A 26634-nucleotide genomic window follows, 5' to 3' on the forward strand; every position below is an offset into this window, starting at 1 on the left:
CGCGCGTCGTGCGTTGGGCGGGCATGACCAGCCCCTTTTCGCGCCCCGCCCTGATCTGCAACGACCGGAGCGGCAGCTATGACGAGAGCATCCACCGCCAATTGATCGACGCGTGCGCAGCCGCCGGCGCGTCCGTTGCGGAAAGCTTCATCCTGCCGAAGGACGATCTGCCCGACGCCGCCGCGCTGCGCGCAAGCGCCATCGATCTGCTGATCGTGTGGACCGGCGACGGGACGATCAACGCCGCAGCGACCGGTTGCGAAGGCTGGCACGGCCCACTGTTGCCGCTGCCCGGTGGCACGCTGAACCTCCTGTCGAAACATTTGCATGGCGACCATCCGGCCCCCGCCATTCTGGAGCGCGCGCTGGTGAGCGGCGGGCGGCGCGCCCCGGTCCCGACCATCCGGTCGGCGGCGCGCGAAGCGTTCATCACAGTCGTCGCGGGGCCGGCGACACGCTGGGCCGAGGTCCGCGAAACGATGCGCAGCCAGGGGCTGATCGAAGCGAGCCGCGAAGCGCCCGATGCGCTCGAGGAAATGCTCAACGCCCCCGGGGTGCAGGTCGCGGGATCGGGCGCCGCCTATCCGGCGATCATCCTGACCCCGACCCGTGACGGCATTACCGCCGACGGCATAGTGGCGGACGCCACGGGCGATGTGCTGCGCCACGGGCTCGCATGGCTCGGCGGCGATTTTCGCGATGGTCCGCACGAGCGCGTCGCGACCGCGGAAACAATCATTCTCGAAAGCGATCGCATCATCGCGCTCGAATATGACGGCGAACTGGCCGAAATCCCCTCGCCCGCCCGCTTTTCGATCGGGCAGAGCGCGCTCGACTTCATCGCGACCGCCTGATGCGCCTGTTCCACATCAGCGACCTGCACTTCGGGCTCGAAGATCGCGACGCGCTCGCCTGGTTCCGCGAATGCGTTCGCCGCGAACAGCCCGACGCGGTGTTGATAACCGGCGATCTGACGATGCGGGCGCGGAGCCGCGAATTCGCCGCCGCGTGCGATTGGATCATGGCGCTCGACCTGCCTGTGACGGTCGAAGTCGGCAACCACGACCTGCCTTATTTCAACCCGGTCGCGCGGTTCCTGCACCCTTATCGCCGGATTCGGCGGATCGAGGCGCTGGTCGAACGCGAGCTCGACTTTCGCAATCTGGCCGTCGTTCCGCTGAAGACCACGGCGCGGGCGCAATGGCGGCTCGACTGGTCGAAAGGCTGGGTGACGCGCAAGGCGCTCGCCCGCACACTCGCGGCGATCGACGCCCTGCCGCGCGGGACGCAGGTGCTGGTGACGGCGCACCACCCGCTCGTCGAAGCGGGGACCAAGGGGCGCGCGCTGACCCGTGGCGGTGCGGCGGCGCTTGCCGCCCTCGCCGATCGCGGCGTCGCCGCCGTGCTGACCGGGCATGTCCATGACGCCTTCGATCTGATCGCCGACACCCCCGCGGGGCCCATCCGCATGATCGGTGCCGGCACCCTGTCGCGCCGGATCCGGTCGACGCCGCCGAGCTTCAACGAATTGCGTATTCGCGGCGGGGAGATTTCGGTCCGCGTCCGCAATCTGGCGCGGGTCCCGACGCCCGACATGCTGATCGACGCCATACCGCCCGACGCGCGGCCGCCACGCGAACCCGGCGAGCCCATTGCACCCGTCGGCGCGGTGCCGCCGACCGATCCGCCCGTCCATTGACGCATCGGGATTGACGCAGTGCCGCGTCCCGTTAGGTTGCACAAAAAAACGGGATGAGGATCATGCTGACAAAAGGCGACGATTATCCGTTGCACCAGACCAGCGAGCCGATTGCGTTCGCCGGGACCGACCGCAACTTCTACGACCGCTATTTCTTCAACGGCTACAGCGCGGACGGCAGCGTCTTTTTCGCCGCCGCGATGGGGTTTTACCCCCAGCTCGGCATCGTCGATGCCAGCTTTTGCGTGATCGCCGAGGGGGTGCAGCATAATCTGCGCGCCAGCCGTCGTTCGGGCGGCGAACGGCTCGACCTGTCGGTCGGCCCCATCGCCATCGCGATCGACGAACCGCTGCAAAAAGTGACGCTGCGGATCGCCGCCGGCGATGGACCGCTGGCCGCCGAACTGACGTTCACCGGACGGCATTTTCCGATCGAGGAGCCGCGCTTCATCCGCCGCAACGGCACGCGTCTGTTCATGGACTATACGCGGATGACGCAGAACGGCCGCTGGTCGGGATGGCTTTCGGTTGACGGCGCGCGCACCGATCTTGGCGCGGGGTGGACGGGTACCCGCGACCGGAGCTGGGGGGTGCGGCCGGTCGGTGCCGCCGAACCGCAGCCGCCGCCGGAGGGCAATTTCAACCAGTTCTTCTGGCTCTGGACGCCCTGCAATTTCGACGCCGCATCGCTCTTCTTCCACAGCAATGACGATGGTGTCGGCGCGCCATGGAACCGGCGCGGCGTGATCAGCGGCGACGACGGGACCGAACGCCATTTCGATGCGCCCGGCTTTGCTATCGACTGGCAGAGCGGGACGCGCCGGATCGCGCAAATGACCGCCGATCTCGGCGGCGGCCGCGCCCTGACCCTGACCCCGGCGGGTCCGGTGTTCGCCATGAGCGGGCTCGGCTACACGCATCCCGTCTGGGGCCACGGGCTCGATCATGGCGCCGAGCTTGCCGTCGCGCATGACCGGCTGACCGAGGCCGAGCGCGGCTGGGGCAATCCGCTGGCGATGCACATCCAGGCTTTCGTGACTGCGGAACTGATCGATGGCGGACGGTCCCACCACGGCGTCGGGGTGCTCGAACAATTGTTCGTCGGACCGCACAGCCCGACCGGATTGACCGGCCTGATGGATCCCGCTGCATGAGCTTTCCGACCGCGCCGCAGGCGATGACGGCCGACTGGATCGCCGACAAGCTGGGTCAGCCCAAGGGCGCGCTCAAAGGCTTTAGCGCTGCCGCCATCGGCACCGGGCAGATGTGCGACAGCTTCCGCCTCACACTCGATTGGGCGGACGGCACCGGGCTGCCCCCAACGATCGTCGCAAAATGCCCGAGCCATGACGAGGCAAGCCGCAATATCGCGGCGCTCACCGCCACCTATGTCAAGGAGGTGAGCTGGTATCGCGAACTGGCAGCGGGCAGCGGCGTCGCGGCGCCGCACTGCTACCATGCCGATATTGCGGACAATGACGTCGACTTCATCCTGCTCCTCTCCGACCTCGCGCCGGCACGGCAGGGCGACCAGCTCGCCGGCCTCGGTCTTGCCGGGCTCGCGCCGTGCATCGACGCCGCGGCGGGGCTGCACGCGCTGTTATGGAACGACGCCCGCGCGGACGCGCTGCCATGGCTGAACCGCGACACGAGCCAACTCGTCCGCGCGCTGTTTCCCGGACTCTTTGAGGGGTTTCGCGAGCGATACGCGGGTCGGCTCGACCGCGACGCGCTCGATCTCGGCGCCGGGATCGTCGATCGTCTCGACGCCTATCTGACGCGCACGCCGGCCGCGCGCACGATCGTTCACGGCGACTTGCGCATCGACAATATCCTCTTCGCCCCCGATGGAGCGCGTTGCTGGCTGGTCGACTGGCAGACATTGGGCCGTGGCAGCGGCGCGACCGACATCGCCTATCTGGTGGGGACGAGCATCGCCGATCCCGCCGAACGCGCGGCCGCCGATCGCGCCGCCTTCGACGCCTGGATCTCTGCGCTGCGCGCGCGCGGCGTGGAACCCGACGAGGCGGGATTGTGGGACGATTATCGCGTCGGCGCGCTGAGCGGATATTTCATGGCGGTGTTCGCATCGATGAATGTCGAGCGCACCGAACGCGGCGACGAAATGTTCGCGGTGATGGCCGAGCGCCCCGCGCGGCAGGCGATCGCGCTCGGCAGCCTCGACCTTCTCTAGGTGGCGACGCGGCTGTCGACCACCGCTTCGACGATCGCAGCACAAAAGGCGTCGAGGTCGTCGGGGCAGCGGCTCGTGATGATCCCGCGATCGACGACCACGGCTTCGTCGAGCAGCCTTGCACCGGCATTGCCGATGTCGGTGCGGATCGACTTGTAACCGGTCATCCGACGACCTTCGGCCAGTCCGGCCTCTATCAGAAGCCATGGCGCATGGCAGATGGCGGCGATCGGCTTACCCGCCTTGGCGAAGGCGCGGATCAGGTCGATCGCCGCGTCCTCTACGCGCAGCAGATCGGGATTGATCTGCCCGCCCGGGAGCACCAGCGCGTCATAATCTTCGACATCGACGTCCTTGATCAGACGATCGACCGCGACCTTGTTGCCCCAGTCGCTGCCATCCCAGCCGCGAATTTCGTCCGTCCGCAGCGACGCGATGCTTACGTCGGCGCCCGCGTCCTCAAGCTGTTTCAACGGCACTTCGAGTTCGGACTGTTCGAAACCATCGGTCGCCATGATCAATATCTGGCGACCGGTAAGCGATGCGGCGTTCGGCATGGGCTTTCTCCTTCGATGCTGTGCCAAGCCAACGCGCCGCCATCGCCCGATGTTGCAGTCGGCGCTTAGAAAGCACCACGCAAAAAGGGCGGCCCGTCGCCGGACCGCCCCCTCTGCATCGCTGACGTGGGTGCGCGTCAAAAGTGGAAAGTCACCGAACCGCGATAGCTCTGGTTCGACACGTCCTTGCGACCGATCGTCGTGTCGGCGCCGATCGAGAGGTCGACATTGCCGGTCGACAGCGTCAGCCCGGCGCCGACTTCGGCCCAATCCTTGTCGGTACCCGCCAAACCGAAGATAGCATTGGGGCCTAGCCCGCCGACGAAATTCGCTCCGAAAGCCGCCGGCGCATCCTTGAATTCATGCACATAATCGGCGTTTAGATAAGGCTGAATCCTGCTGCCGGCCTTACCCGACAGGGCGAGCCCGGCGCGCGCCTGCACGCTGTCCACGCTGTCGCGATCATAGACGAGCGCCGGAACACCGCCCGTTTCCTTATATTTGGAGAAGCCGATATGCGTGGCGCGTAGCGCCGCGCGCGGACCGACTTCCATCGAACCGGCATCGAACATCTTTGCCAGGCTGACCTCGCCCGACACGACAAGCGAACTGTCTTCGCCGGTCAGCGTATAAGGCGTGCCGACCAGATCGGCGATGCGCGTGGTCTTCGATCCGAAGGCACCGGCGCTCGCCTGCGCGGCAAGCTCGACACCGCCGGCGAAGCGGGTCTTGCCGTAGAGCGTACCCTGGACCAGCGTGCCCTTCGCCGACTGGCCGGCGACCGCGGTGTTACCCTTGACGTCGGTGTAACTGAGCGAGAAGCCGACCAGACTGCCGTCGCCGACCGCCTTTTCAACGCCGCCCGCAAGGTAGAAGCCGTCGAATTGATCGCGGCCGGCCGCCGGAACCGCCGTAGCCATCGCACGGCTGTCGCCGTCCAGATAACCGCCGGCAAGGAAGCCGCTCATGTCGTCGGGCAGCTTGCCCTGTTCGACCGTCATCGGCGCCGAATCGCTGCGCACCGCAGCGCTGTCGGCACCCGCCGCTGTCATGTTGAGCGCAGCAAGCTGCATGGGTCGGCCGATATAGGCCAGCGTTCCACCCATGCTGGCTTCATCGAGCCGCTGGAGCCGGTCGCGGGTAAAGCGCGCCATATTGTCGACGGCGACGGTCGCAAGCGAACCGCGCAACGTTTCGGTCCGCGGCGCCCAGCTGTCGAGCGTCGCCTGGATCGTCGCTGCGCTTTGCATGTCGAGCGGGCCGTAAAGTCCCGAAAGAGCTGCCGCACCGCGCGAATTGTCGAGCAGTTGCGCATAAGCCTGCTGAACGGGCGACGCGCCGCTGACCACATCTTCGTAGAGACCGGCGTCGATCGCCACCGTGACCGACGCGGGACCGTAAGTCAGCGTGGGCGTCAGGATTGCGGAAATATTGGCGACATTATCGAATGTCCCTGTAATTCCGCCTTCCGCGGTCAGGAAGACATATTCCATCGCCCGCCTTGACCGAATAGCCGCTGGCCGGCGAGAAAACCACCGAACCGCCAAGGTCGGCCGTGCCGAGCGACGTGCCGTTCGCGACAACCGACAGCAGATCGGACGTGCCGTCACCCAGATTGACGAACAACTGACTGCCCGATGCAAGCACCAGATTGCCCCCGACGGTCAGCGTCCCGACGGTCGTGGTCGTGCCGGGTGCGATCTGGCCGGTGACGCTGGTCAGATAGGGCGCATTGATCCGCCCCGAACCGAGCAGGCCGCCGCCCATCAGGCTATAGTCGCCGATCGTCGTCAACGTGCCGTCGACCTGATTGAGCCCTGCAAATTGCGTCGTGTTCATCAGCGTGGTGAGCGATGCGCCGCTTGCGATGACCAAACCCGCGTCGGCAGTCCCGATGGTCAGACGGTCGATGGTGATATCGGCGCCCGAGAGCGTCGTCGTTCCCGCTGCTGCCAGCGTCACGTCGAAATAGCGCGCCGCGGTGCCCGCGGTGTTGTCGGGGTCCGAATTGTCGGGCACGAAACCGGTCGCGCCCGGCAGTCCGTTGGCCAGCGTGGCGGACGGCAGAACCGTCCCCGTCCCATCGGCCTGCGCTTCGGGTGCAATGCCGTCGATGAACCCGCCGGCGGCCGTGACCTGCCCCTGACCGGCGTTATTGCCAGCCGTCCCGATCGGATCGCCCGTCACCGTTTCGACGCCCGTCGAGGTGTCGTAACAGTCGCTGAGGTCTGTCGTCTGGTAACAGATCTGACCGAAGTCCCCGTCGGTCCCGAAAATCTGCTCACCCGGCGTCGTCGGAATGCCGTTAACGGGCTGACCGCCGGACAGGATCATATAGGCGGGGTCGAGCGTCGAAACCCAATGATTGGCATCGGTCCACTGTCCGTTTCCGGTTTTCGTCCCGACATAGTGATAGGGATTGTTTTCCGCGATCCAGTCCCAATAGAGGTAGAGCGGCTGATAAAAGCTGACGGCGCCATAGCTATAGGGCGCCTGACCGTTAAAGAAACGCGAATAGCCGCCCGACAGCACGCCGATCACCAACTGCTTCGAGAAATTCTGCAGAATCAGCGGCCCGCCCGAATCGCCGGGGGCCGTGATGCCTTCGGTCGGCGTGCCGTCCTCTGCGGTGCGCGCATTGTCACGGAACGCGTTGAAATCGAACACGCTCGCGCCCGAAAAGCCGCGACGCGGATCGTCGAAGTCGAGGAAATAGAGATTCTGGGTCAACCCATTGGGGGCTCCGCCGAACAAAAAGCCTTCGAAGGTTTCGAGGTCGGTCAGGGCGCCGAGGATGTTTTCGGCGGCGCGGCGACGGAAATCGGAACCGCCCGTCTGGCCGGTTTCGCCCGTTCCGACGCTGCCGTACCCGTAGATGCCGACATTATAGCCGGTCCCGTCCGCCGTGACGTCGGTTGCGGGCAGCGGCGAGAAGAGCAGCGCCCAGGTGGGAACATCGGCCGCCGGCGTGTCGAGCGTTGCGAGCGCGACGTCGCCATAGAGGAAACTCTGCGCATCCGGCTCGAGCGAATAGGGATTATAGGCGACATGGTTGACGTTGTAGAAGGATTGCGCGGTATTCGTTTCATACTGCCCCGTGCCGTCGGCACCGCCGAACAGCCAACGGATCAATTCGTCAGTTTCCCCCGGCGCGTTGGCGCGCAGGTTGTTTTCGAAGCCGAAGCCGATGGGGATTCCGCCCGTCGCCGCGCCATAGTCGGTACCGGGCGCCTCATTGACGCAGTGCGCGGCAAAAATCACGGTGCGCGGATTGATGAGGGTGCCGGTGCACAGGCCGACGAAGCCGCCGCCCTGATCGATGATCATCTGGCCGATCCCCGTCACATTGTTCGGATCGCGCGCACTCACCGTCGTTCCGGGGTTGGCGATCAGGATGTCGGGCTCGGGCGAAACCTTGACAGTGTAGGCACCCGCCTGGGTGATGTTCAGGCCGCTGTCTTGCGATTCGGGCGCGACGGCATCGATAAAGCCGGTACCGGCCACCGGAACCGCGCTTGCTTCGACCTGTGCCGAAACGGGTGCAGCCTGAAAAATGCCGGCAGCGCAGACGGACGCGAGAAGCATACCGCGGCGCGCGCGCCGCGAGATCGGATAAGATTGCATTTTCTACCCCCTGATTCATCGTCATCCGATCCGGGTCGGGATCGAATGGCATGGAGGCAGAATAACCGCCGTCGCAAATATGGCAATGTTTGTTTACCGGGCTTTAGCCATATCGGAGGCAGTCCCCGGCCAAGGCGAGCACTATGCAAAAAGGGCGGCCCGTCGCCGGACCGCCCTCCTTTTCTCCGCCCGTCGGCGGAAGAAACTTAGCGCTTCGAGAACTGGAAGCTGCGGCGGGCCTTCGCCTTGCCGTACTTCTTGCGCTCGACCGCGCGGCTGTCGCGGGTCAGGAAGCCGGCCGCCTTGACCGTGCCGCGAAGCGCCGGTTCGAAGCGGGTCAGCGCCTGCGCGATGCCGTGCAGAACGGCACCTGCCTGGCCCGACAGGCCGCCGCCCTTGACGGTCGCGACGACGTCATACTGGCCGGCGCGTTCGGTCAGGCCGAAGGGCTGGTTGATGACGAGGCGCAGCGTCGGGCGCGCGAAATAGACTTCCTGGTCGCGGCCGTTGACGGTGATCTTGCCCGTGCCGGGCTTGACCCACACGCGGGCGACGGCGTCCTTGCGGCGACCGGTCGCATAGGCGCGGCCCTGCTTGTCGACCTGCTTTTCGCGGAGCGGAGCCGTCGGAGCGGCCGGAGCGACGGTGCCTTCGACGGCGCCGGCGAGATCCTTGAGATCGGTCATGGTCTGTTCGTCAGCCATTATGCACCCACCTTGTTCTTGCGGTTCATCGACGCGACGTCGATCACTTCGGGGCTCTGCCCTTCGTGCGGATGTTCGCTGCCGGCGAAAATGCGCAGGTTGCGCATCTGCTGGCGGCCGAGCGGGCCGCGCGGGATCATGCGTTCGATGGCCTTTTCGAGCACGCGCTCGGGGAAGCGGCCTTCCAGAACCTTCTGGGCGGTGACTTCCTTGATGCCGCCGGCATAGCCGGTGTGCTTGTAATAGACCTTGTCGGACAGCTTCTTGCCGGTGAACTTCACCTTTTCGGCGTTGATGACGATGACATTGTCGCCGCAATCGACGTGGGGGGTAAAGCTCGGCTTGTGCTTGCCGCGCAGGATATTGGCGATGATCGAAGCGACGCGGCCAACAACCAGGCCGTCGGCGTCGATCAGCACCCATTTCTTTTCGACCGTACCGGCATTCGCCGACTGGGTCGTCTTGGTCAGCGCCTTCATGGCACGCTCCTTGACAGAGATGGACGGGAGCGACCGGCCGGACGGCCCGCCACCCCGAAAACAAACCGCGCCGCCCGACCCCAAGGGGACTCAAGCAGCGCTTCGACGCGGGCCAATGGCGGTAGACAGACCGAAAGTCAAGCTGAGAGCGGCTTTGCTGACGGGTATTATGATACCATCACCCGGGATCGCTCAGTTCGAGCGCCCGGATCCGCTCCTCGACCAGCTTGCGATCGGCGGCGTTTCCGGTCGCCAGGAAGCTCTGGCGGCGCTCCTCGGCGAGCAGCCCGGTCGCCAGATCGATCGTCCAGCGCGTATCGACCTCGATCGGCTGCGCCACGCCGGCGGCGGGCGGCTCGCTCGCCGATATGGTGCGCCGACCGGCGACGGTGACGGTCATGATCGGACCGTCGGCGCCGTTCGGGATCGCGCCGTTCGCGGGCACGACGAGGGCGCGGATGTCGGCACTCGCCAGCTTGTCGCGCTCGGCTGGCGGCAAGGCGGCGATGATCTGCGCGGCCTGCTTCGCCTCGGGCCGGTCCGACGACGCCGCAAGCGCCTGCGCCCGGTCGACGACGCGGCGCCACAGCCCGTCGGGGTCGACCATATCGACCGAACTGCCGTCGGCGGGGACGAAATAGGTCAGCGTCTCGCCGATCAGCGGGTCGATCATCAGCCGCAGCGCGCGCGCGACTTCGGGATGCGCATCCGACTCGACGCGGTCGATCCGCGCCAGCAACTGATAACCGCGCCCGACGCGCTGCCACCGCAAATCATAAACGAGCGCAAAGCTGGTGAAGCTGCCGTCGCGGCTCAACCGCCGCGTTGCGACGCGATAGGTGAGCGGACGATCGAGCGGCGGTGCGAACGCCAACGCGGCAACCTGCTGCGTTTCCGAAGGGACCGGAGGCTCCGGCGCCTGCGCCGCAAGCAGCAACAGGGCGCCGAGGACGATCATGCCGCTGCGCGACCGAGCCGGTGGAGCGCGGCGGCAGTCGTCGCGACGAGAATGGCGCCCGTCACCTGGTGCAACACCGCAATCCACATCGATACGCCGGTCACGACCGTCAGAATGCCGAGCGTCATCTGCGCCGCGACGACCAGCAGCAGCAGACCGGCCTCGCGCCGAGCCCCTTGCCGGGCGAGCGAGCGCGCCAGCAACAGCAACGCGCCCGCCGCGACCCACGACCACCAGCGATGGAGGAAATGGATGAGGAAGGGATCGTTGGTGACGGCGAGCCAGGTGCCGCCCGACCAGTCGATGCCTTCGGGAACGAAATGATCGTTCATCAGCGGCCAGGTACTGGCGACATAGCCCGCATTGAGCCCGGCAACCCACGCGCCGAGCAGGAGCTGGACGATCAGAATCGCAATGACTGCAATCGCCGCGCCCGTCAGGCGCGCCGGGCGCGCACCGGGATCGCGCGCCAGCAGCGCAAGGTCGCGCGCCGTCCAGACGAGCCCCGCGAGCAGGAACAGCGCGGTCAGGAGGTGCGTCGCCAGTCGGAAATGGCTGACATCGGTGCGATATTCGAGTCCCGACGCGACCATCCACCAACCGATCGCGCCCTGCAGCCCGACGAGCGCGGCGAGCGCGAACAGCCTCCAACCATAGCCCGCCGGAATCGCGCGGCGCCACGCATACCAGGCAAGCGGCACCAGCAAAGCCATGCCGACCAGACGGCCTAGGATCCGGTGCAGCCACTCCCAGAAGAAAATGCCCTTGAAGGCCGCGAGCGACATGCCGAGGTTGATCTCCTTATATTCGGGGATCTGCTTGTATTTTTCGAACTCGGCCTGCCATCCGGCCTCGGTCAGCGGCGGCAGCACGCCCGATACGGGCTTCCATTCGGTGATCGACAGCCCCGATTCGGTCAGCCGGGTGATGCCGCCGACGGCGACGACCATGATGACGAGGATGGCGACGGCCCACAGCCAGCGCGCAAGCGCGGCGGGGCGGGGATGGAGCGGCCGGGCCGATGACGAAGCGTTCAACATCGCCCCGCCCTATCGGCGCTTGCCGGGCGATAGGCAAGAGGCGCCGACACCCCGCGAAATTCATGGCTCCGACAGAAAGGCGCTGATAAGTCGGCGCCATGCTGCGCCTGTCCGCCGCCCTTCTGCTTGCCATCGCCGCCCCCGCCGCCGCGATGGCCGAGCCCTCTCCCTATCCGGCGCTCGCCGCGCTCGAGGCGCGCGTCGCGACCATCGGCTACCGCCTGACGACGGGCAATGCGCCATGGTGCGCGCGGGTCCAGCCGCAGTTCGGCTGGCTGTGGGGCGATCCGCGGCTCTATTCCGACGCGCAGCGCCCGGCGGCCGAGGCCGCCTACGGCGCCGCAAACACCGACACGCCGTTCCTCGCTGCGGTCGCCGCAGGCTCGCCCGCCGCCGCCGCCGGGCTCCATGCGGGGAGCCTGGTGCAAGGCCTGGCCGGTTCGCCGCCCCCGCAGGGCGCGGGCAGCGACGCCTACGCCCGCATCGCCGCGCTCGAAACGCTGTTTGCGGGCTTGCCGAGCGACCGGCCCGCCATGCTCGACACCGGCAAGACCCCGGTGCGGATCGCACCGGTGGTCGGCTGCGCGACCGATTTCCGCGTCGATGCCCGCGACCGCCCCGACGGAGCCGCCGACGGCCGGCTCGTCGTCATTTCCGCAGGGCTGGCGCAATTCGCAAAGGATGACGCCGAGCTGGCGGCGGCCATCGCGCACGAACTCGCGCATAATATTCTCGGGCACCGCGCCCGGCTCGACGCCGCGGGGGTCGATCGCGGACTATTGCAGCAGTTCGGCCGCAATGCCCGGCTCTTCAAACAGACCGAGATCGAAGCCGATCGCCTGTCGCCCTGGCTGATGGCGAATGCCGGCTATGACCCGCGCGCAGCAGTCCGCTTCTGGACCGCTTTCGGCCAACGTGCCGGCCGTCCGCTGCTTCAGGCGGGAACTCACCCCCGATGGCAGGACCGCGCCGCCTCGATCGAAAGGGAGGTTCGGGCGATCGACGCGCAGCGCGCGGCGGCGCAGCCGCTCGCGCCGCCGCTCATCGGCGCGCCGCCGCCCTTGGAATAAAGGGCGGTCGATCCTATCTGGGCGTCTCCCACCCCATGCAAGGCCCACCCCATCAAAGGATCGACGCGATGACAGAGACCGCCATTTTTGCCGGAGGCTGCTTCTGGTGCACCGAAGCGGTATTCAAATCGCTGGCGGGGGTCGAAAGCGTCGAAAGCGGCTATATCGGCGGGTCGGTCGCCAATCCGACCTACAAGCAGGTGTGCAGCGGCGATACGGGGCATGCCGAGGCGATCCGCATCGGATATGATCCTGCGGCCATTTCCTACGCCGATCTGCTCGACGTGTTCTTCGCGACGCACGATCCGACGCAGCTCAATCGCCAGGGCAACGACATCGGCACCCAGTATCGCAGCGCCATCTTTCCGCTCGACGAAACGCAGGCGGCCGCCGCCGAGGCCGCAATCGCGCGCGCACAGCCCGACTGGCCCGCGCCGATCGTGACCCGCATCGAACCGGCGTCGACCTGGTATCCCGCCGAGGATTATCATCAGGACTATTGGGACGGCGAAGGCCAGCGCAATCCCTATTGCATGGCCGTGATCCCACCCAAGCTCGCAAAGCTGCGCAAGGGGTTTTCGGAGCGGCTGCGCGAGGCCTGAACCCGTCGAAAAGCCGGCGGCCGACTGTTGCAATATGGCCGCATGGCGTCACTTTTCCTTGACTTAGCGGCGCTTTTCTCTAGCGGACGCCGCCTCGCGGGGGCAGGATCACCCCCATCCGAGGTGGGGACCGCTACAGCGTGCTGATACCATTGCTCCTGATCGGCTCGTCGATGACGGCGCCGCAGCTCGCCATGCAGGCGGCGGCGCAAACTGTCGTGGACGATAGCCCGGGCGGCATGGCGCTGGCGGTCAACCGCATGCTCGGCGGTATCGTGACCTATGCGACATGGCCGAACGAGGCGCCGGGCGCGCCGCGCACCATGTGCGTCATCGGCACGCCGCGCCTGACCGAACGTCCGGCGCCCGACCTGCCCGGCCGCGGATCGGTGAGCGTCCGGCGCATCAGCGCCGCAGCAGCAATCGGCGGAGCGGGCTGTCATATGCTCTATCTCGGGCAGATGCCCGTGGCGGACCGGCAACGCCTGATCGGCTGGGTGCACGGAAAGGCGATCCTGACCGTCACCGACGATGACAGCAACTGCAACCTCGGCGCGATGTTCTGCCTGAACGCGCAGGGCCAGCGGCTCAGCTTTTCGGTCAATCTCGATTCGATCGGCCGCGGGTCGGTGCGCGTCGATCCGCGCGTGCTCAAGATTGGCAGCGACGGAGGACCGCGATGACGCCGTCCCCTGCCCCCGAACGCAGCGGCGCGCGCACGACCCTGCAAAAGCTGCTGTCGCGCTTTCACTTCGGGGTCACGCTACTCGCGGTCGCGCTGTCGGGGATCACGATCCTGCTCGCCGGGATCACGACGCTGCGCGGCTATGCCGACCGCAATATGGAGCTGGCGGCGCAGGTCGCGGCCTACGGCGTCGAACCCGCGCTCGTCTTCAACGATCCGCAGGCGGCGCGCGAGGGGCTGCAGCCGCTCACCAGGATACCCGGCATCGCGCGCTTGCGCGTGCTCGACGACAAGGGACGGCTGCTCACCGAATGGGTGTCGCCGCACGGCGATGCGATGCCGATGCTGACGGGCTTTTTCTTTCCGCGGCCCTTTGCGACCACCGTCCAGCGCAACGGGTCGGTGATCGGGACGATCGAGGTGTGGGGCGACAGTTCGACGCTGACCCATTATGTACGGCTTGGCCTGCTCGCCGGCCTCGCCTGCCTGCTCATTACCGCGATCGGCACGGTCATCCTCGCCCGGCGCTTCGAATATGAGCTGGTCAAGCCGCTCGGCGAGATTGCAACCGTCGCGCACGACGTCCGGCTGCACCGCCGCTTCGACAAGCGGGTGCAGGGGCTTGGCATTGCCGAACTCGACCGGCTCGGCGGCGACATCAACGCGCTGCTCGACGAGCTGCAGGGCTGGCAGGGGCATATGGAAAGCGAAAAGGCGCTGCTCGCCCACCGCGCCTCCCACGATCCGCTCACCGCGCTGCCCAACCGCGCGGCGTTCGACGAAGCGCTGGCGGCGCGGCTGGCTGCGGGTGCCGCCCGCTTTGCGCTGCTGTTCATCGATGCCGATAATTTCAAGGCGGTGAATGACGGCTTTGGTCACGCCGCCGGCGACGCGGTGCTTGTGGCGCTGTCGCAGCGGATCAAGGCACTGCTTCACCCGGGCGATTTCGCCGCGCGCATCGGCGGCGACGAATTCGTGATGATCGTCGATCCGGCCGGACATGACGCACAACCCGACTCGCTCGCCGAGCGCCTTCGCGCGGCCATCGCCGATCCGATCACGCTGCCCGGCGGCGACAGCTACCGCCTGTCGGTCAGTATCGGGGTTGCCGTGCATCCTGCCGACGGCACCGATCCCACCGCGCTGCTGACCGCGGCCGACGCCGCCATGTATGCCGACAAGCTCGGCAAGCTTTCGAAATGACGACCCCCCGGAGACCTGCAATGACCCATGCCGCCCCCCGCCACCTTCGCACCCTGTTCGCGCTGGCCGTCGCCGCATTGCTCGCAGCGTGCCAGAGCATGCCGGCGCCAAAGGGCTTCAACGCCGCACAGATCGCGGTGCTGAAGGAAGAAGGCTTCATCCCCGCCCCCGCGGCCACCGACGAAAGCTGGCAGCTCACGATGGCCGATCGCCTGCTGTTCGCGACCAACGAAAGCGCGATCCAGCCCGAACAGACCGAACGCCTCGGCACGCTTGCCCGGCGCCTGATCGCGGTCGGCATCCCCAGCGCGCGTGTCGAAGGTCACACCGATTCGACGGGCGCTCCCGACTATAACCAGAAGCTCTCCGAAGCCCGGGCCCAGGCCGTTGCCGCGCCGCTGATCGCGGGGGGAATGCAATTCGCCCCCGGCCAGATTATCGGGCGCGGCGAAACCATGCCGCTGTCGCCGAACGACACGTCCGAAGGCCGGCAGGACAATCGCCGCGTCGTCATCATCGTGACGCCCTGAACCGCCATCGGTCCGTGCCTTTCCACACCGCGCGATCCCCGCTAAGAGCCCGGCCATGAAACCGATCCGCAAAGCCGTCTTTCCTGTCGCCGGCCTCGGCACCCGCTTCCTGCCCGCGACCAAGGCGATCCCCAAGGAAATGCTGCCCGTCGTCGACCGGCCGCTGATCCAATATGCGGTCGACGAGGCGCGCGAGGCGGGGATCGAGCAGATGATCTTCGTCACCGGCCGCGGCAAGAGCGCGATCGAGGATCATTTCGATATCGCCTTCGAACTCGAACGCACGATGTCCGAACGCGGCAAGGATTTGTCGGTGCTGGAACCCACGCGGCTCGGTCCCGGCAATTGCGCCTATGTCCGCCAGCAGGAGCCGATGGGGCTGGGCCATGCGATCTGGTGCGCGCGCGACATCGTCGGCGACGAACCCTTCGCGATCTTCCTGCCCGACGAATTCATGCACGGCAGCCCCGGCTGCATGAAGCAGATGGTCGATGCCTATCACAAGGTCGGCGGCAATCTGATCTCGGTGCTCGAAGTGCCGCACGAACAGGTGTCGAGCTATGGCGTGATCGCGCCGGGCCGCGCCGAGGGCGCCCTGACCGAGGTGCGCGGCCTTGTCGAAAAGCCCGCGATCGACGACGCCCCGTCGAACCTTATCATCTCGGGCCGCTATATCCTTCAGCCCGACGTCATGCGCGTGCTTGAAAGCCAGGAAAAGGGCGCAGGCGGCGAAATCCAGCTCACCGACGCCATGGCGACGATGATCGGGCGGCAGCCCTTTCACGCGGTCACCTTCGACGGCGCCCGCTACGACTGCGGATCGAAGGCCGGCTATATTCAGGCCAATCTGGCGATCGCGCTCGAACGCCCCGACATGGCGGCCGATGTGCGCGCCTTCGCTCTCGATCTGCTCAAATAGGAAGCGCAGGGCGGAAACCGGCGGGGACGCGCCCCGCCGGTCCGTTCGTCATTCGCCCTCGATATCGGGCTTGGGAAAGCGATCGGCGCCCAGCGTCTTGTAGAGCCAGCCCCCGGCAAGCCCGCCGGCGAGCGGTGCGAGCCAGAACAGCCAGAGCTGCTGAAGCGCCAGCCCGCCGACGACGAGCGCAGGGCCGGTGCTGCGCGCCGGATTGACCGAGGTATTGGTCACCGGGATCGAGATGAGGTGGATGAGCGTGAGCGCGAGGCCGATGGCAAGCGGCGCGAAGCCCGCGGGCGCGCGGCCATCGGTCGATCCCATAATGACCCACAGGAAACCCGCGGTCAGCACCACCTCGATAATCAGCGCCGACCAGATGTCATAATGGCCGGGCGAGCCGTCGCCGAAACCGTTGGCGGCGAGGCCCTTGGTCGCAAGATCGAAATCGGGATTTCCGCTCGCGATATAATAGAGAAGAAAAGCGGCAACGATCGCGCCCAGCACCTGCGCGACGACATAGAGCGGAATGTCGCGCGACTGGAAGCGGCCGCCGGCCCACAGGCCGACCGTGACCGCGGGGTTGAGATGACAGCCCGAGATATGGCCGATGGCATAGGCCATGGTGACGACCGTCAGGCCGAAGGCGAGCGCAACGCCGAGCAATCCGATGCCGACATCGGGAAAGGCCGCCGCCAGAACCGCGCTACCGCAACCACCGAAGACAAGCCAGAATGTGCCGATAAACTCGGCCAGACCCTTTTGCATATTGGTCATATGGACCCTCCCTCCCGCCCGGGGCCGGAAGCGCCGCGGGCGCGGGAGCAACCTATCACAGCAGCGCCCCCCGGCAAGTCTTTGTAAACCATATGTCCCGCGGCGGGATTCAGGCGGCCGCGACGGTCTCGACGAACTGGCTCGCGCGCTGATGCAGCGATCGCGCCGCACGCGTCAGCCCCGACGACAATTCGCCGAGCGCCACCGCCTCCTGTCCGACCGCCGCGGCGCCGCGGCCGATCTGATGGACGCGCGTGTCGATCTCCTTGCCCGCAGCAACCGCCTGCTCGACATAGCTTGCGATCAACAGGGTCGTCGCGCTCTGGCCGTCGACCGCCGTATCGACGGCATCCGAAAAGGCGTTGTTCGCCTCGATCGCGCGTTCGACCTCGGCAAAGCCTTCGGCAACCTGCCCGACGATTTCGCGAATATGGTCGATGAAGGGCGAAATGTCGCTGGCCGCGGCACGGGTCTGCGCCGCGAGATTCTTCACTTCCTGGGCAACGACGGCAAAGCCGCGCCCGGCCTCCCCCGCGCGCGCCGCCTCGATCCCGGCATTGAGCGCCAGCATGTTGGTGCGGCTCGCCATGTCGATGATGAGGCGCAACATATGCTCGATCGACTGGCTCGCCTCGCGCAGCGCGGTCGCCCGCTCGCTCGCCGACCGGACGCGCGCATGGGCGTCCCGCCGGACGTTGCGCGCCCGGGTGCCGTCGGCGACGATGCGCGCCATGCTGGCGGCGAGCCCCCGCCCCCGATCGCCAAGCTCCTGAAGCCCCGCGAGCGTCTGGGCGGTTGCGCCCGCGACCGACACCGCGTCGCGCCCCGTCGCGTCGGCGCGCATCCCCAGCCCCTGCGCCACCGCCTCCGCCTCGCGCGCCATCTCGGCGAGCGTCGCGGTCAGCGCGCTGATATCCTGTTCGAAGCGGCGCCCGCTTGCTTCGACCGTCGCGGCGCGCGCGCTGCGCTCCTGTGCCACCTCGATCTCGCGCAACATCGCCAGCTTCGACAATTGCGCCGCGTCGAGCGTTTCGACGAAGCGCCCGCGATCGACAAGCACGAGTTCCTGCGCCGCCGACTGCGCCGCGATCCGCAGCAGCGCGGCGGTACTCTCGCCGACGTCGGCGATCTGGCACGGATCGATGAGCGAGGCGATCGATCCCCCGATCGACGGGTTTTGCATCAGCGAAAACCAATAGGGACAAAAGAGCAGCTCGCGCACCCGCTGTTCGCGCACGATCCCGACCGGCTGCCCCGCCGCGTCGACGATCGTCAGGACGCGCAACTGCGGCTGCGCCCGGAAAATGTCGATCACCGCCGACAGATGCGCATCGTGCGCGATCGCCATCGAATGTCCGGTCGCGGGGGCCAATAGCGGATCGGGGGGCGTCATCTGTCTCTCTTGACTGCAAAGCGATGCAGGGCGACCTAGGCCAAGAGAGTAAATGTGAATTTAACCATTTGTTTCAGTGATATGACAGAAGCGCCGAAAGGCTGCACCTTTGGCCGCAAGCCGCTGGCCATCGCTGCGGCAATGTGCAACGCCGGATGCCAAGGAGAAGGACGATGCGGATATGGTTCGGGGCGATGCTGGCGCTGCCCCTGCTGGCGGGCTGTGTAAGCACCGTGAAATCGGTCGTCACCGCGCCGGTGAAGGCCGCGGGACAGGTCGTCGACTGGTCAACCACCAGCCAGGACGAGGCCGACCGCAACCGCGGCCGGGCGATGCGCGAACGCGAGGAGAGGCTGGGCAAGCTTTCGCGCCAGCGCGACAAGGCGGCCGACAAATGCGAGCGCGGCGATCATGAGCAATGCCGCCGCGCCGAAGTGCTGAACCATGAAATCGAAGCGGTGATGGCCGAACCGATGTAGCCCCGGCGCGACCCGGTCGCCTCCATTGCAACAGCCGAATAATCCCCACTTCCTTGCGCGCTATCGCGCTTCGGCAATGTCGCCCGATCGGTCGCCCAGCAGATAGCGCGGCCCGGCGCCGCGCTGCGCCGCCTTGTCGCGCGCGTTATAGAGTCCGCATTTCTTGAGGCTCAGGCAACCGCAACCGATGCAGCCGTCCAGCAGATCGCGCGTCCGTTCGAGCGCCGCGATCTGCCCGTCGATCCGCGCGCGCAGGCCGGTGCTGATCCGGCGCCAGTCGGCGGCATTGGGGGTACGTTCCGAAGGGAGGCGTACGAGTTCCGCCGCGATCTCGTCGAGGCTGAGCCCCATCTGCTGCGCGATCAGGATAAACGACACGCGCCGCGTGTCCGCACGCAGAAAGCGCCGTTGCCCGCCCGCCGTGCGCAGCGACGCGATCAGCCCCTTCGCTTCGTAGAAACGGATCGCCGACACCGCGACGCCGGTTCGCGCGGCAAGCTCGCCGATGGGCAGAAGGTCGGTACGGTGCACGAAAGCTCCCTTCGCATAATATGCTTGATCTAAAGCTTGGTTGAGCTTTCATATCGGTGTGCGTCAACCCGAATCAGGAGTTTCAGCCCGTGACGCATCCCTTTATCGAACATGTGAATCTGACCGTCAGCGACCCCGAACGCAGCGCCGCGCTGATGGCGCGGATCTTCGGCTGGCACGAACGCTGGCGTGGGCCGGCGCGCGACGGCGGCATGTCGATCCACGTCGGATCGGATGAGGCCTATGTCGCACTCTACACCGGCCCCGAGGGCCTGCATGCGAACTCGCATTTCGCGAAAGGCGAACCGCTCAACCATGTCGGCATCCAGGTCGACGATCTCGATGCGATCGAGGCGAAAGTGGTCGATGCCGGTTTGCGCCCCTTCAACCACGGCGATTATGAACCCGGCCGCCGCTTCTATTTCTTCGACCCGGACGGCATCGAATATGAGGTGGTGAGCTACGCCGCGCGGCCCGCGCGCTGAAGCGCGCAACATCGGGGCGGCTCCGCGCGTTAGCATGGCACAAGCAGAAAGGAGCCTCCCCGATGAGCAAGGACATCAAACAGCGTTTCTGGAAGGAACTGGCCGACAATCCCTATCTGATGGTCGCGCTCGACGCCGGTCACGCCCATGCGATCCCGATGACGGCGCAGCTCGACAAGGACAATGACGGCTATTTCCATTTTTTCCATGCCAAGAGTGGCCGTCTCGCCGCCGGCGGGCGCGCGATGGCGCAATATGTCGCCAAGGGCCATGACCTGTTCGCATGCGTCTCCGGTACGCTGACCCCGGTGACCGACCGTGCGACGATCGACAAATATTGGTCGAAGCCGGTCGAAGCCTGGTACGAAGGCGGCAAGGACGACCCGGACCTGCTGATGCTGCGCTTCGATCTCGACGATGCCGAAATCTGGACCGCAGAGGCCGGGATCAAGGGTCTGTTCCGCCTGATGACCGGATCGACGGTAAAGGAAGGCGAACTCGGCAGCCATGCCGAGGTGGCGCTCTAGGACGAAACCGCCTCGCGCTCGCGGGCCTCGATCCCCATCTCGACCAGCGCATAGAGGACGCGCCGCGCCGCGGCGATGTCCTCGGCGCCGACCCGCGCCGCGAGCTTCGCGTCGATGGCATCGCGCGCCTTGCCCTGGATCTTCGCTGCCTCCGCTCCCCGCTCGGTCAGGCGCACGACCAGCCGGCGCCGGTCGGCGGGATCGACCTGCCGCTCCAGATAGCCGCGCATGACGAGCGTATCGACAAGCTGCCCCGCCGCCTGCTTCGATATGCGCAGATCGCGGATCAGATTCGCCAGCGGCACCTCCTCCGCCCCCAGCGCGAGGCCGCCGATCACATAGAGGCCATTGGCAGGAATGTCGTCAAATCCGGCGCGATCCAGCGCCCGCCGCATCGCTCCGCCATAGATGGTGCGCGCATGGCGCAGAAGGGCGGGCATAACGATCTCGCGGTGGCGGGCGGCGTCCGAATTGCTCATTCGGCGAATATTTCCCGCTTCGGCCATTTAGTCAATATGATTTACTATCATTAAATTGGACTAATTTCGCCATTGGCGAAGCTGAAGCCATCGGCGCGATCGCGCGCCAGCAAGGCGGGGCCGTCGAGGTCGACCCATCGCGCCCGCTGCGCGAGCAGAAACGCCGGCGCAATCGCCAGGCTTGTCGACAGCATGCAGCCGACCATGATGCTCAGACCCGCCGCGTCGGCGGCATCGGCCAGCTTGAGTGCCTCGGTCAGCCCGCCCGCCTTGTCGAGCTTGATGTTCACGCCGTCGTAAAAGGCCCCGATGCGCGGCACATCGGCAGCGACATGGCAGCTTTCATCGGCGATGAACGGCAGGGGGGCATAAATGCCGTCGAGCAGCACGTCGGTGCCGACCGGCACCGGTTGCTCGATCATTTCGACTCCGAGCTCGGCGAGCGCCTCGGCCTCGGCAAGCAGGTCGAGCGCGCCCCAGCTCTCGTTCGCATCGACGATCAGGCGGGCGCCGGGCGCCGCCCCGCGCACCGCAGCAACGCGCGCGCGATCTTCGGCGTCGCCGGCCAGCTTGATCTTGAACAGGCGATAGCCCGCCATCACCGCTTCCTCGGTTCGCGCCGCCATCGTGCCGGGTCCGCCGAGCGAAATGGTGAAGGCGGTGACGCGCGGCGCCGGCGCTTCGCAACCGGCAAGCTGCCACAGCGGCGCCCCGCGCTGGCGCGCTTCGAGATCCCACAGCGCACAGTCGATCGCGTTGCGCGCCGCACCCGCCCCCATCAATTCCTGCACCGCTGCCCGCGCGGCCGCCGCGCCCAGCCCCGCGAGATGCGGCATGACGCGCAGCAGGGCGTCGCGGCAGCCGGCCGCATCTTCGCCCTGATAGTAGATCGGCGTTCCCTCGCCGCGCCCGGCGACGCCGTCCTCCTCGACTTCGGCGACGACGACATCGACATGGTCGCTTGCACCGCGGCTGATGACGAATTCGCCCGCGACGGGCCACCGCTCGACGCGTGCGCTTTTCAGTTGGATAGCCATGCAGGAAGACTAATGTGCGGCGCGATGACGGGCAAATCCCTTTCCGAACGCATTGGCGATCTGGGTCACCGACTCGCCGTCGAGGCGCACGCCGCGTGGCTTGCCGCGCGGGACCCGCGGACGCCGCTGATTGCCAGGCTGCTGGCGGTCGCCGTCGCCGCCTATGCGCTGTCGCCGATCGATCTGATACCCGATTTCGTCCCTGTACTCGGCTGGCTCGACGATCTGCTGATCGTCCCAGCGGGTCTGTGGCTGGTCCGACAGATGATCCCCGATCCGCTGTGGAGCGAATTGCATGCAGCGGCGGAGCTTGCGAGCGAGCGCCCTTCGAGCCGCGCGGGCATGGCCTTCATCCTTCTGTTGTGGGCAGGGCTGCTCTACCTCGTCTATTGGGCGGTTCGGACCTCGCCTTGGCATTGACGGGCGGGATTCGAAACGGGGAAGCGGCGGGCTTGCGCGTCCTCCCCGCCATGCCATGCTTCTGCCGCCCCGTTTCTTCGCCGCCAAAGCTGGAGTAGGCTGGTCGTCATGGATGCCATCATGCTTGCCCTCGTCGCAGTATTGCTTGCCAATGCCGATGGCCGAACCGGACGTTTGCTGTCGCAGGTGCTGGCGGCGCGCGGGGATCGCCGCGCCGTCGTCGCGATTGCCTTTGCCGCCTTTGTGGCCAATGCGACCATCGCGGCGGTCGCGGGGACGGCAGCAAACCGGGTGATCGGTCAGGGTATCGTGGCGCTGCTGCTCGCCTTCGCGTTGCTCGGTGCGGCGGTCGCGCTCGTCTGGCGGGGGCGCCTCGGCCCGGCGGTCCAGAGTCTGGAGGAAGCTCCGTTGCCCTCGCTCGCGGCACGGCTGTTTCTGGCTCAACTCGGCGACCGCAGCCATTTCCTGATCGGCGCGCTGGCGGCGACGAGTGGCGCCGGGCTGTGGGCGGCCGCGGGGGGGCTGATCGGCTGGACGCTTTCGCTGGTCCCGTTCCTCGCCTTCGGCGCCGCGCTCGCCGATCAGGCCGCGGCACGGATCGCCCGGTTGATGAGCGCCGCGATTCTCGCGCTATGGGGCCTCAACACCGCGATGCGCGCCTTCGGTCTCTGATAGAAAATCCGATTACGGCGCCCAATAATCGATTTTATCGATCACAGCATCGAACAGGCTTCATGGGCAACTTTGCCGCTGCGGCACTATATTGGCCAGGAAGCAGAAAAAGGAGGCTTGCCCATGTCCAACAAGAATCAGCCTGCCGTTGCGGATGCGCTGAACGCGCTGCTCGCCGACAGTTTCGCGCTCTATCTGAAGACCAAAAATTATCATTGGCACGTCAAGGGGCCCAGTTTTCGCAGCCTGCACCTTCTGTTCGACGAGCAGGCGGCCCAGATCCTCGCGACGACCGACCTGATCGCCGAGCGTGTGCGCAAGAATGGCGCGGCGACGCTCCGCTCAATCGGCGACATCAGCCGTCACCAGTCGATCAAGGACGACGACGCAGCGAGCGTCGATGCCGAAACGATGGTGCGCAACCTTGCCGCCGATAACGAGACACTGCTCGCGCAGCTCAAGGACGCCAAGACGGCGGCCGAAGCCGATGGCGACATTGCGACGAGCGGCCTGGTCGATGGCTGGGCGGACGAAACGCAGCAGCGTATCTGGTTCCTCAAGTCCACCCTCGCCTGAGGGGCTGCGCAGACCACCGCTAACGAAAAAGGGCGGCCCTTTGCGGGGCCGCCCTTCGTTCATCCGGTGGACGCCGAATCAGTCCTGCGTCGGCTGGAGGTTCACCGCGGCGAATTTGCCGCGATCATCGACTTCGATGTCGAAAGCGACGCGGTCGCCTTCTTCGAGGCCCGCCATGCCGGCGCGCTGCACCGCGCTGATGGGGACGAAGGCATCCGCCTGTCCGTCATCGCGCGCGATGAAGCCGAAACCCTTGGTCGTGTTGAAGAATTTCACCGTGCCCGACGTGCGTTCGCCGGTCAGCTGACGCCGGCCGCGCGCACCGCCCGCAGCGGGACGATCCTCGCGCGGACGCGGGGCGAAGTCCTCGACAGGCATCGGTTCGCCTTCGATCTTGAGATCGATGGCCGACACCTTGCCGTTGCGTTCGACGAGCGTGAAACCGAGCGGCTGGCCCGATGCGAGGCCCTGCAGCCCCGCCTGTTCGACCGCGCTGATGTGCACGAACACGTCTTCGCCGCCATCGTCGCGCGCGATGAAGCCAAAGCCCTTCGAGGGGTTGAAGAATTTCACCTGGCCCTGGCCTTCGCCGACGACCTGTGCCGGCATGCCGCCGCGGGCACCGCCGCCGCCACCGCCAAAGCCGCCGCGACCGCCGCCGGCGAAGCCGCCGCGATCGCCACCGCCGAAACCACCACCACGATCGCCACCGGCACGATCGCCGCCACCGAAGCCGCCGCGATCACCGAAACCACCGCGGTCGCCACCGCCAAAGCCGCCGCCGCCATAAGGTGCCGGTTCGAAACTGTCGAAATTGCCGAAGTCGTCGCGCTTGCCGCGTCCGCGATGGCCACGGCGATCCTTGTTGAAACTCATTGCTTAGTAGTCGCTTTCGGTCGTCCACACCCGATTGAACCGGCTCCTTGCGCCGGACGGGGACGCAGTTCACCATGGGCACAGACTCGCCCCGTGCCGCTAACGGCGCAATATATAACCTATATGAACGGCATCTGCGAACAGAAAATTCAAAGCCGCGATCGGCGGATTTCCAAGCTTTGCCGTAGCGCTGGCGCCGAGGGGCGGCGCCGCGAAAACCAGTCATTGAGCGGCGCCGCCGCTTCGCCTAAGGCAAGTCGATGACCGTATATTTCCACGAAGAAGATCTGCCGGAAGGCGCGATCGGCCCCGGCCCCGTCGCGATCGACACCGAAACCATGGGCCTCAACCCGCTGCGCGACCGGCTGTGCCTTGTCCAGATCAGCGACGGCAAGGGCGACGAGCATCTGGTGCGATTCGGCCCGGGCAGCCGCTACGACGCGCCGGTTCTCAAGGCGATCCTCACTGATCCTGACCGGCTGAAACTGTTCCATTTCGCCCGTTTCGATATTGCCGCGATGCAGCAGGCGCTCGGCGTCGTCACCGCCCCCGTCTATTGCACCAAGATCGCGTCGAAGCTGGTGCGCACCTACACCGACCGTCATGGCCTCAAGGAACTGGTCCGCGAACTGCTGGGACAGGATGTGTCGAAGCAGCAGCAGTCGAGCGACTGGGGTGCCGCCGAACTGAGCGAGGCGCAGCGCGACTATGCCGCGAGCGATGTCCGCTTTCTGCACGCAATGAAGGAGGTGCTCGACGCCCGCCTCGCGCGCGAGGGGCGCACCGAACTCGCACAATCCTGCTTCGATTTCCTCCCGACGCGCGCCGCGCTCGACCTCGCCGGATGGCCCGAGGTCGACATCTTCGCGCATAGCTGACGGGGAGCCGCCGCGGGTGTCCGAACGCGCCGAAATCGACCGTACGATGCGCCGCCTGTGGGCGGCCAGCGGGTCGCGCCACGACCGCGTGGTGCGCATTTTGCGCTACGGCCTGCCGCTGGTTATTGGCGTTGTTGCGGCAGTGCTCGTCTTTTCGCCATTCACCCAGCGCAGCGAGGTCAGCTTCCTGCTCGCCAAGGACAAGGTCGAAGTGGCGAAGGAGCGGATGAAGGTCGTACGCGCCGAATATCGCGGCCAGGATACCAAAGGCCAGCCCTTTGCGCTCATCGCGGATAGCGCGGTGCAGAAAAGCTCGGCCGAACCGATCGTGCGGATGAACGGACTGTCCGGGGCAATCAAACTGGCCGACGGCCCGGCGACGATCGCCGCCGCGAACGGACAATATGACATGGACAGCGAAAAGGTGACCGTGCCGGGACTGGTCCAGGTCAAGGGCGCCGACGGCTATCGCATCGATGCGAACAATGTCGCCATCGACCTCAAGAATCGCAGCCTTGTCGGTACCGGCGGCGTTAATGGCGCGTTGAACATCGGCAATTTTTCCGCCAACGAACTGACCGCCGACCTCGACCAGCGGATCGTCCGCCTGTCGGGGAACGCCCATCTTCGGATCAACCAGGGAGCGCTCAAATGAAGGGGCTTTGGACCGTGAAGAGCCTGACGCTGGCCGGCGCCAGCTTCGTGCTGACCAGCCTGGCGATTCTGGCGGGCGGACATGGCGGCGGCGCGGCCTATGCGCAGGCGCTGGCAAATCACAACAGCAACGCCCCCGTCGATTTCGACGCGGGCAGCATCGAGGTGCAGGATCGCGCCGACCGCGTCGTACTGGCGGGCGGCGTGCGCGTAACGCAGGCGGGGCTGACCGTGGTCGCACCGCGCATGACCGTTGCCTATACCCGCGCCGGCAACACCGACGTCAACCGGCTCGACGCGACGGGCGGCGTCGCCGTCACCAAGGGCAATGAAACGGCGAAGGGCAATGTCGCGATCTACGATCTCGACCGGCGGCTGATCACGATGGTCGGCAATGTCCAGTTGACGCAGGGCGCGAACCGCCTGTCGGGCGGGCGGCTTGTGATCGACCTCAACAGTGGCCGCGCGACGGTCGACGGTCGCGGCGCTGCCCGCGGCCCCGACGGCAATCCGGTCACCGACGGTTCGGGCGGCCGCGTCAAAGGCACCTTCAGCGTACCACAAAGAAACCAGTAACGCTGTCCGTTAA

The 26634-nt window shown here is 66.5% G+C and carries 32 protein-coding genes; 19 read left to right on the forward strand and 13 right to left on the reverse strand.

The annotated features are described in order from the left end of the window. The first annotated feature begins 23 nt into the window (after positions 1–23). The 4 genes from STE01S_RS06080 (at position 24) to STE01S_RS06095 (ending at position 3893) form a co-directional block, all read left to right on the forward strand. On the forward strand, positions 24–854 hold the full coding sequence (locus STE01S_RS06080) for a diacylglycerol/lipid kinase family protein (RefSeq protein WP_062765977.1): 831 nt from the start codon (positions 24–26) through the stop codon (positions 852–854). After that, positions 854–1699 (forward strand): metallophosphoesterase family protein, encoded by an 846-nt coding sequence (locus tag STE01S_RS06085; protein WP_003041171.1) that lies wholly within the window; start codon positions 854–856, stop codon positions 1697–1699. Before STE01S_RS06080 ends, STE01S_RS06085 begins: the two co-directional genes overlap by 1 nt. A gap of 62 nt (positions 1700–1761) precedes the next feature. Further along, positions 1762–2853, forward strand: a complete 1092-nt coding sequence (locus STE01S_RS06090) for a hypothetical protein (RefSeq protein WP_255265893.1) — start codon at positions 1762–1764, stop codon at positions 2851–2853. Further along, positions 2850–3893 carry a phosphotransferase family protein gene (locus STE01S_RS06095; RefSeq protein WP_062765979.1) on the forward strand — a complete coding sequence of 348 codons (1044 nt, stop codon included), beginning with the start codon at positions 2850–2852 and terminating at the stop codon, positions 3891–3893. Before STE01S_RS06090 ends, STE01S_RS06095 begins: the two co-directional genes overlap by 4 nt. Here the strand turns inward: STE01S_RS06095 and STE01S_RS06100 are convergent. From STE01S_RS06100 to STE01S_RS06130, 7 genes are all read right to left on the reverse strand, one after another. Continuing rightward, positions 3890–4450, reverse strand: a complete 561-nt coding sequence (locus STE01S_RS06100; RefSeq protein WP_062765982.1) for a type 1 glutamine amidotransferase domain-containing protein — start codon at positions 4448–4450, stop codon at positions 3890–3892. The genes STE01S_RS06095 and STE01S_RS06100 overlap by 4 nt on opposite strands. Before the next feature lie 137 nt (positions 4451–4587). Further along, complete coding sequence (locus tag STE01S_RS20750) at positions 4588–5943, reverse strand: autotransporter outer membrane beta-barrel domain-containing protein (protein ID WP_062765985.1); 1356 nt, start codon at positions 5941–5943, stop codon at positions 4588–4590. Further along, positions 5891–8074: a serine protease family protein gene (locus STE01S_RS20755; RefSeq protein ID WP_062765988.1), complete on the reverse strand. Its 2184-nt coding sequence runs from the start codon at positions 8072–8074 to the stop codon at positions 5891–5893. Before STE01S_RS20755 ends, STE01S_RS20750 begins: the two co-directional genes overlap by 53 nt. A 206-nt stretch (positions 8075–8280) precedes the next feature. Next, positions 8281–8778 (reverse strand): 30S ribosomal protein S9, encoded by a 498-nt coding sequence (gene rpsI, locus STE01S_RS06115; RefSeq protein WP_003041184.1) that lies wholly within the window; start codon positions 8776–8778, stop codon positions 8281–8283. After that, positions 8778–9257 carry a 50S ribosomal protein L13 gene (rplM, locus tag STE01S_RS06120; RefSeq protein ID WP_003041188.1) on the reverse strand — a complete coding sequence of 160 codons (480 nt, stop codon included), beginning with the start codon at positions 9255–9257 and terminating at the stop codon, positions 8778–8780. Before rplM ends, rpsI begins: the two co-directional genes overlap by 1 nt. Before the next feature lie 178 nt (positions 9258–9435). Next, positions 9436–10215: a hypothetical protein gene (locus STE01S_RS06125; RefSeq protein ID WP_062765991.1), complete on the reverse strand. Its 780-nt coding sequence runs from the start codon at positions 10213–10215 to the stop codon at positions 9436–9438. Next, entirely contained in the window at positions 10212–11255 is a 1044-nt protein-coding gene (locus tag STE01S_RS06130; protein ID WP_062765994.1) for a COX15/CtaA family protein, read from the reverse strand. Before STE01S_RS06130 ends, STE01S_RS06125 begins: the two co-directional genes overlap by 4 nt. A 98-nt stretch (positions 11256–11353) precedes the next feature. On the opposite strand from STE01S_RS06130, the gene STE01S_RS06135 reads away from it, so the two are divergent. From STE01S_RS06135 to galU, 6 genes are all read left to right on the forward strand, one after another. Continuing rightward, positions 11354–12325 carry a M48 family metallopeptidase gene (locus STE01S_RS06135; RefSeq protein ID WP_062765997.1) on the forward strand — a complete coding sequence of 324 codons (972 nt, stop codon included), beginning with the start codon at positions 11354–11356 and terminating at the stop codon, positions 12323–12325. 68 nt (positions 12326–12393) lie between these two features. Beyond that, a complete protein-coding gene (gene msrA, locus STE01S_RS06140) occupies positions 12394–12927 on the forward strand; it encodes a peptide-methionine (S)-S-oxide reductase MsrA (RefSeq protein ID WP_058812172.1) in 534 nt (177 codons plus the stop codon). 140 nt (positions 12928–13067) lie between these two features. Next, entirely contained in the window at positions 13068–13610 is a 543-nt protein-coding gene (locus STE01S_RS06145) for a YfiR family protein (RefSeq protein WP_255265894.1), read from the forward strand. Further along, a complete protein-coding gene (locus STE01S_RS06150) occupies positions 13607–14815 on the forward strand; it encodes a diguanylate cyclase domain-containing protein (protein WP_003041205.1) in 1209 nt (402 codons plus the stop codon). The genes STE01S_RS06145 and STE01S_RS06150 overlap by 4 nt, the downstream gene beginning before the upstream one ends. A gap of 20 nt (positions 14816–14835) precedes the next feature. Continuing rightward, complete coding sequence (locus tag STE01S_RS06155) at positions 14836–15345, forward strand: OmpA family protein (protein ID WP_062766003.1); 510 nt, start codon at positions 14836–14838, stop codon at positions 15343–15345. Positions 15346–15400: 55 nt separating this feature from the next. Continuing rightward, the gene (gene galU, locus STE01S_RS06160; RefSeq protein WP_003041212.1) at positions 15401–16264 is read left to right on the forward strand and encodes a UTP--glucose-1-phosphate uridylyltransferase GalU; all 864 of its coding nucleotides are present in this window, start codon (positions 15401–15403) and stop codon (positions 16262–16264) included. 48 nt (positions 16265–16312) lie between these two features. Here galU and aqpZ read toward each other — a convergent pair whose 3' ends face one another. Together aqpZ and STE01S_RS06170 are read right to left on the reverse strand one after the other, a co-directional pair. Then, on the reverse strand, positions 16313–17038 hold the full coding sequence (gene aqpZ, locus STE01S_RS06165; protein WP_003041215.1) for an aquaporin Z: 726 nt from the start codon (positions 17036–17038) through the stop codon (positions 16313–16315). A 109-nt stretch (positions 17039–17147) separates the two neighbouring features. Beyond that, positions 17148–18431, reverse strand: a complete 1284-nt coding sequence (locus tag STE01S_RS06170) for a methyl-accepting chemotaxis protein (RefSeq protein ID WP_062766006.1) — start codon at positions 18429–18431, stop codon at positions 17148–17150. A gap of 173 nt (positions 18432–18604) precedes the next feature. On the opposite strand from STE01S_RS06170, the gene STE01S_RS06175 reads away from it, so the two are divergent. Continuing rightward, entirely contained in the window at positions 18605–18910 is a 306-nt protein-coding gene (locus tag STE01S_RS06175; RefSeq protein WP_058812177.1) for a hypothetical protein, read from the forward strand. Positions 18911–18970: 60 nt separating this feature from the next. Here STE01S_RS06175 and soxR read toward each other — a convergent pair whose 3' ends face one another. After that, positions 18971–19441, reverse strand: a complete 471-nt coding sequence (soxR, locus tag STE01S_RS06180; RefSeq protein WP_062766008.1) for a redox-sensitive transcriptional activator SoxR — start codon at positions 19439–19441, stop codon at positions 18971–18973. An 89-nt stretch (positions 19442–19530) separates the two neighbouring features. Between soxR and STE01S_RS06185 the strand changes: the two genes are divergently transcribed. Then, positions 19531–19926: a VOC family protein gene (locus STE01S_RS06185; protein WP_062766336.1), complete on the forward strand. Its 396-nt coding sequence runs from the start codon at positions 19531–19533 to the stop codon at positions 19924–19926. Positions 19927–19988: 62 nt separating this feature from the next. Beyond that, positions 19989–20453, forward strand: coding sequence for a pyridoxamine 5'-phosphate oxidase family protein (locus tag STE01S_RS06190; RefSeq protein WP_003041229.1), 465 nt, complete (start codon positions 19989–19991; stop codon positions 20451–20453). Here the strand turns inward: STE01S_RS06190 and STE01S_RS06195 are convergent. Then, complete coding sequence (locus tag STE01S_RS06195) at positions 20450–20932, reverse strand: MarR family winged helix-turn-helix transcriptional regulator (protein WP_162928218.1); 483 nt, start codon at positions 20930–20932, stop codon at positions 20450–20452. The two genes, STE01S_RS06190 and STE01S_RS06195, sit on opposite strands and share 4 nt — an antisense overlap. 50 nt (positions 20933–20982) lie before the next feature. Beyond that, positions 20983–21969, reverse strand: coding sequence for a dipeptide epimerase (locus STE01S_RS06200; RefSeq protein WP_062766014.1), 987 nt, complete (start codon positions 21967–21969; stop codon positions 20983–20985). Between the two features lie 24 nt (positions 21970–21993). Between STE01S_RS06200 and STE01S_RS06205 the strand changes: the two genes are divergently transcribed. The 3 genes from STE01S_RS06205 to STE01S_RS06215 all read left to right on the forward strand — a co-directional run bounded on the left by STE01S_RS06205 (position 21994) and on the right by STE01S_RS06215 (position 23637). Further along, positions 21994–22389 (forward strand): YkvA family protein, encoded by a 396-nt coding sequence (locus tag STE01S_RS06205; RefSeq protein WP_255265895.1) that lies wholly within the window; start codon positions 21994–21996, stop codon positions 22387–22389. Positions 22390–22497: 108 nt separating this feature from the next. Further along, on the forward strand, positions 22498–23061 hold the full coding sequence (locus tag STE01S_RS06210) for a hypothetical protein (RefSeq protein WP_062766017.1): 564 nt from the start codon (positions 22498–22500) through the stop codon (positions 23059–23061). Positions 23062–23184: 123 nt separating this feature from the next. Further along, on the forward strand, positions 23185–23637 hold the full coding sequence (locus STE01S_RS06215) for a Dps family protein (protein WP_003041243.1): 453 nt from the start codon (positions 23185–23187) through the stop codon (positions 23635–23637). A 78-nt stretch (positions 23638–23715) separates the two neighbouring features. On the opposite strand, the gene STE01S_RS20940 is transcribed toward STE01S_RS06215, so the two are convergent. Beyond that, positions 23716–24513 carry a cold-shock protein gene (locus tag STE01S_RS20940; protein ID WP_062766020.1) on the reverse strand — a complete coding sequence of 266 codons (798 nt, stop codon included), beginning with the start codon at positions 24511–24513 and terminating at the stop codon, positions 23716–23718. A gap of 260 nt (positions 24514–24773) precedes the next feature. Here STE01S_RS20940 and STE01S_RS06225 point away from each other — a divergent pair, with 260 nt between their 5' ends. Genes STE01S_RS06225 through STE01S_RS06235 form a run of 3 tightly spaced genes read left to right on the forward strand, consistent with a single transcriptional unit; the run spans position 24774 to position 26621 of the window. Beyond that, complete coding sequence (locus tag STE01S_RS06225) at positions 24774–25391, forward strand: ribonuclease D (protein ID WP_003041249.1); 618 nt, start codon at positions 24774–24776, stop codon at positions 25389–25391. A gap of 16 nt (positions 25392–25407) precedes the next feature. Further along, positions 25408–26046 carry a hypothetical protein gene (locus tag STE01S_RS06230; RefSeq protein WP_003041252.1) on the forward strand — a complete coding sequence of 213 codons (639 nt, stop codon included), beginning with the start codon at positions 25408–25410 and terminating at the stop codon, positions 26044–26046. Beyond that, complete coding sequence (locus STE01S_RS06235) at positions 26043–26621, forward strand: LptA/OstA family protein (RefSeq protein WP_062766023.1); 579 nt, start codon at positions 26043–26045, stop codon at positions 26619–26621. Before STE01S_RS06230 ends, STE01S_RS06235 begins: the two co-directional genes overlap by 4 nt. Positions 26622–26634: the final 13 nt, after the last annotated feature.

The organism is Sphingopyxis terrae subsp. terrae NBRC 15098, assembly GCF_001598815.1.
Lineage (GTDB): Bacteria > Pseudomonadota > Alphaproteobacteria > Sphingomonadales > Sphingomonadaceae > Sphingopyxis > Sphingopyxis terrae.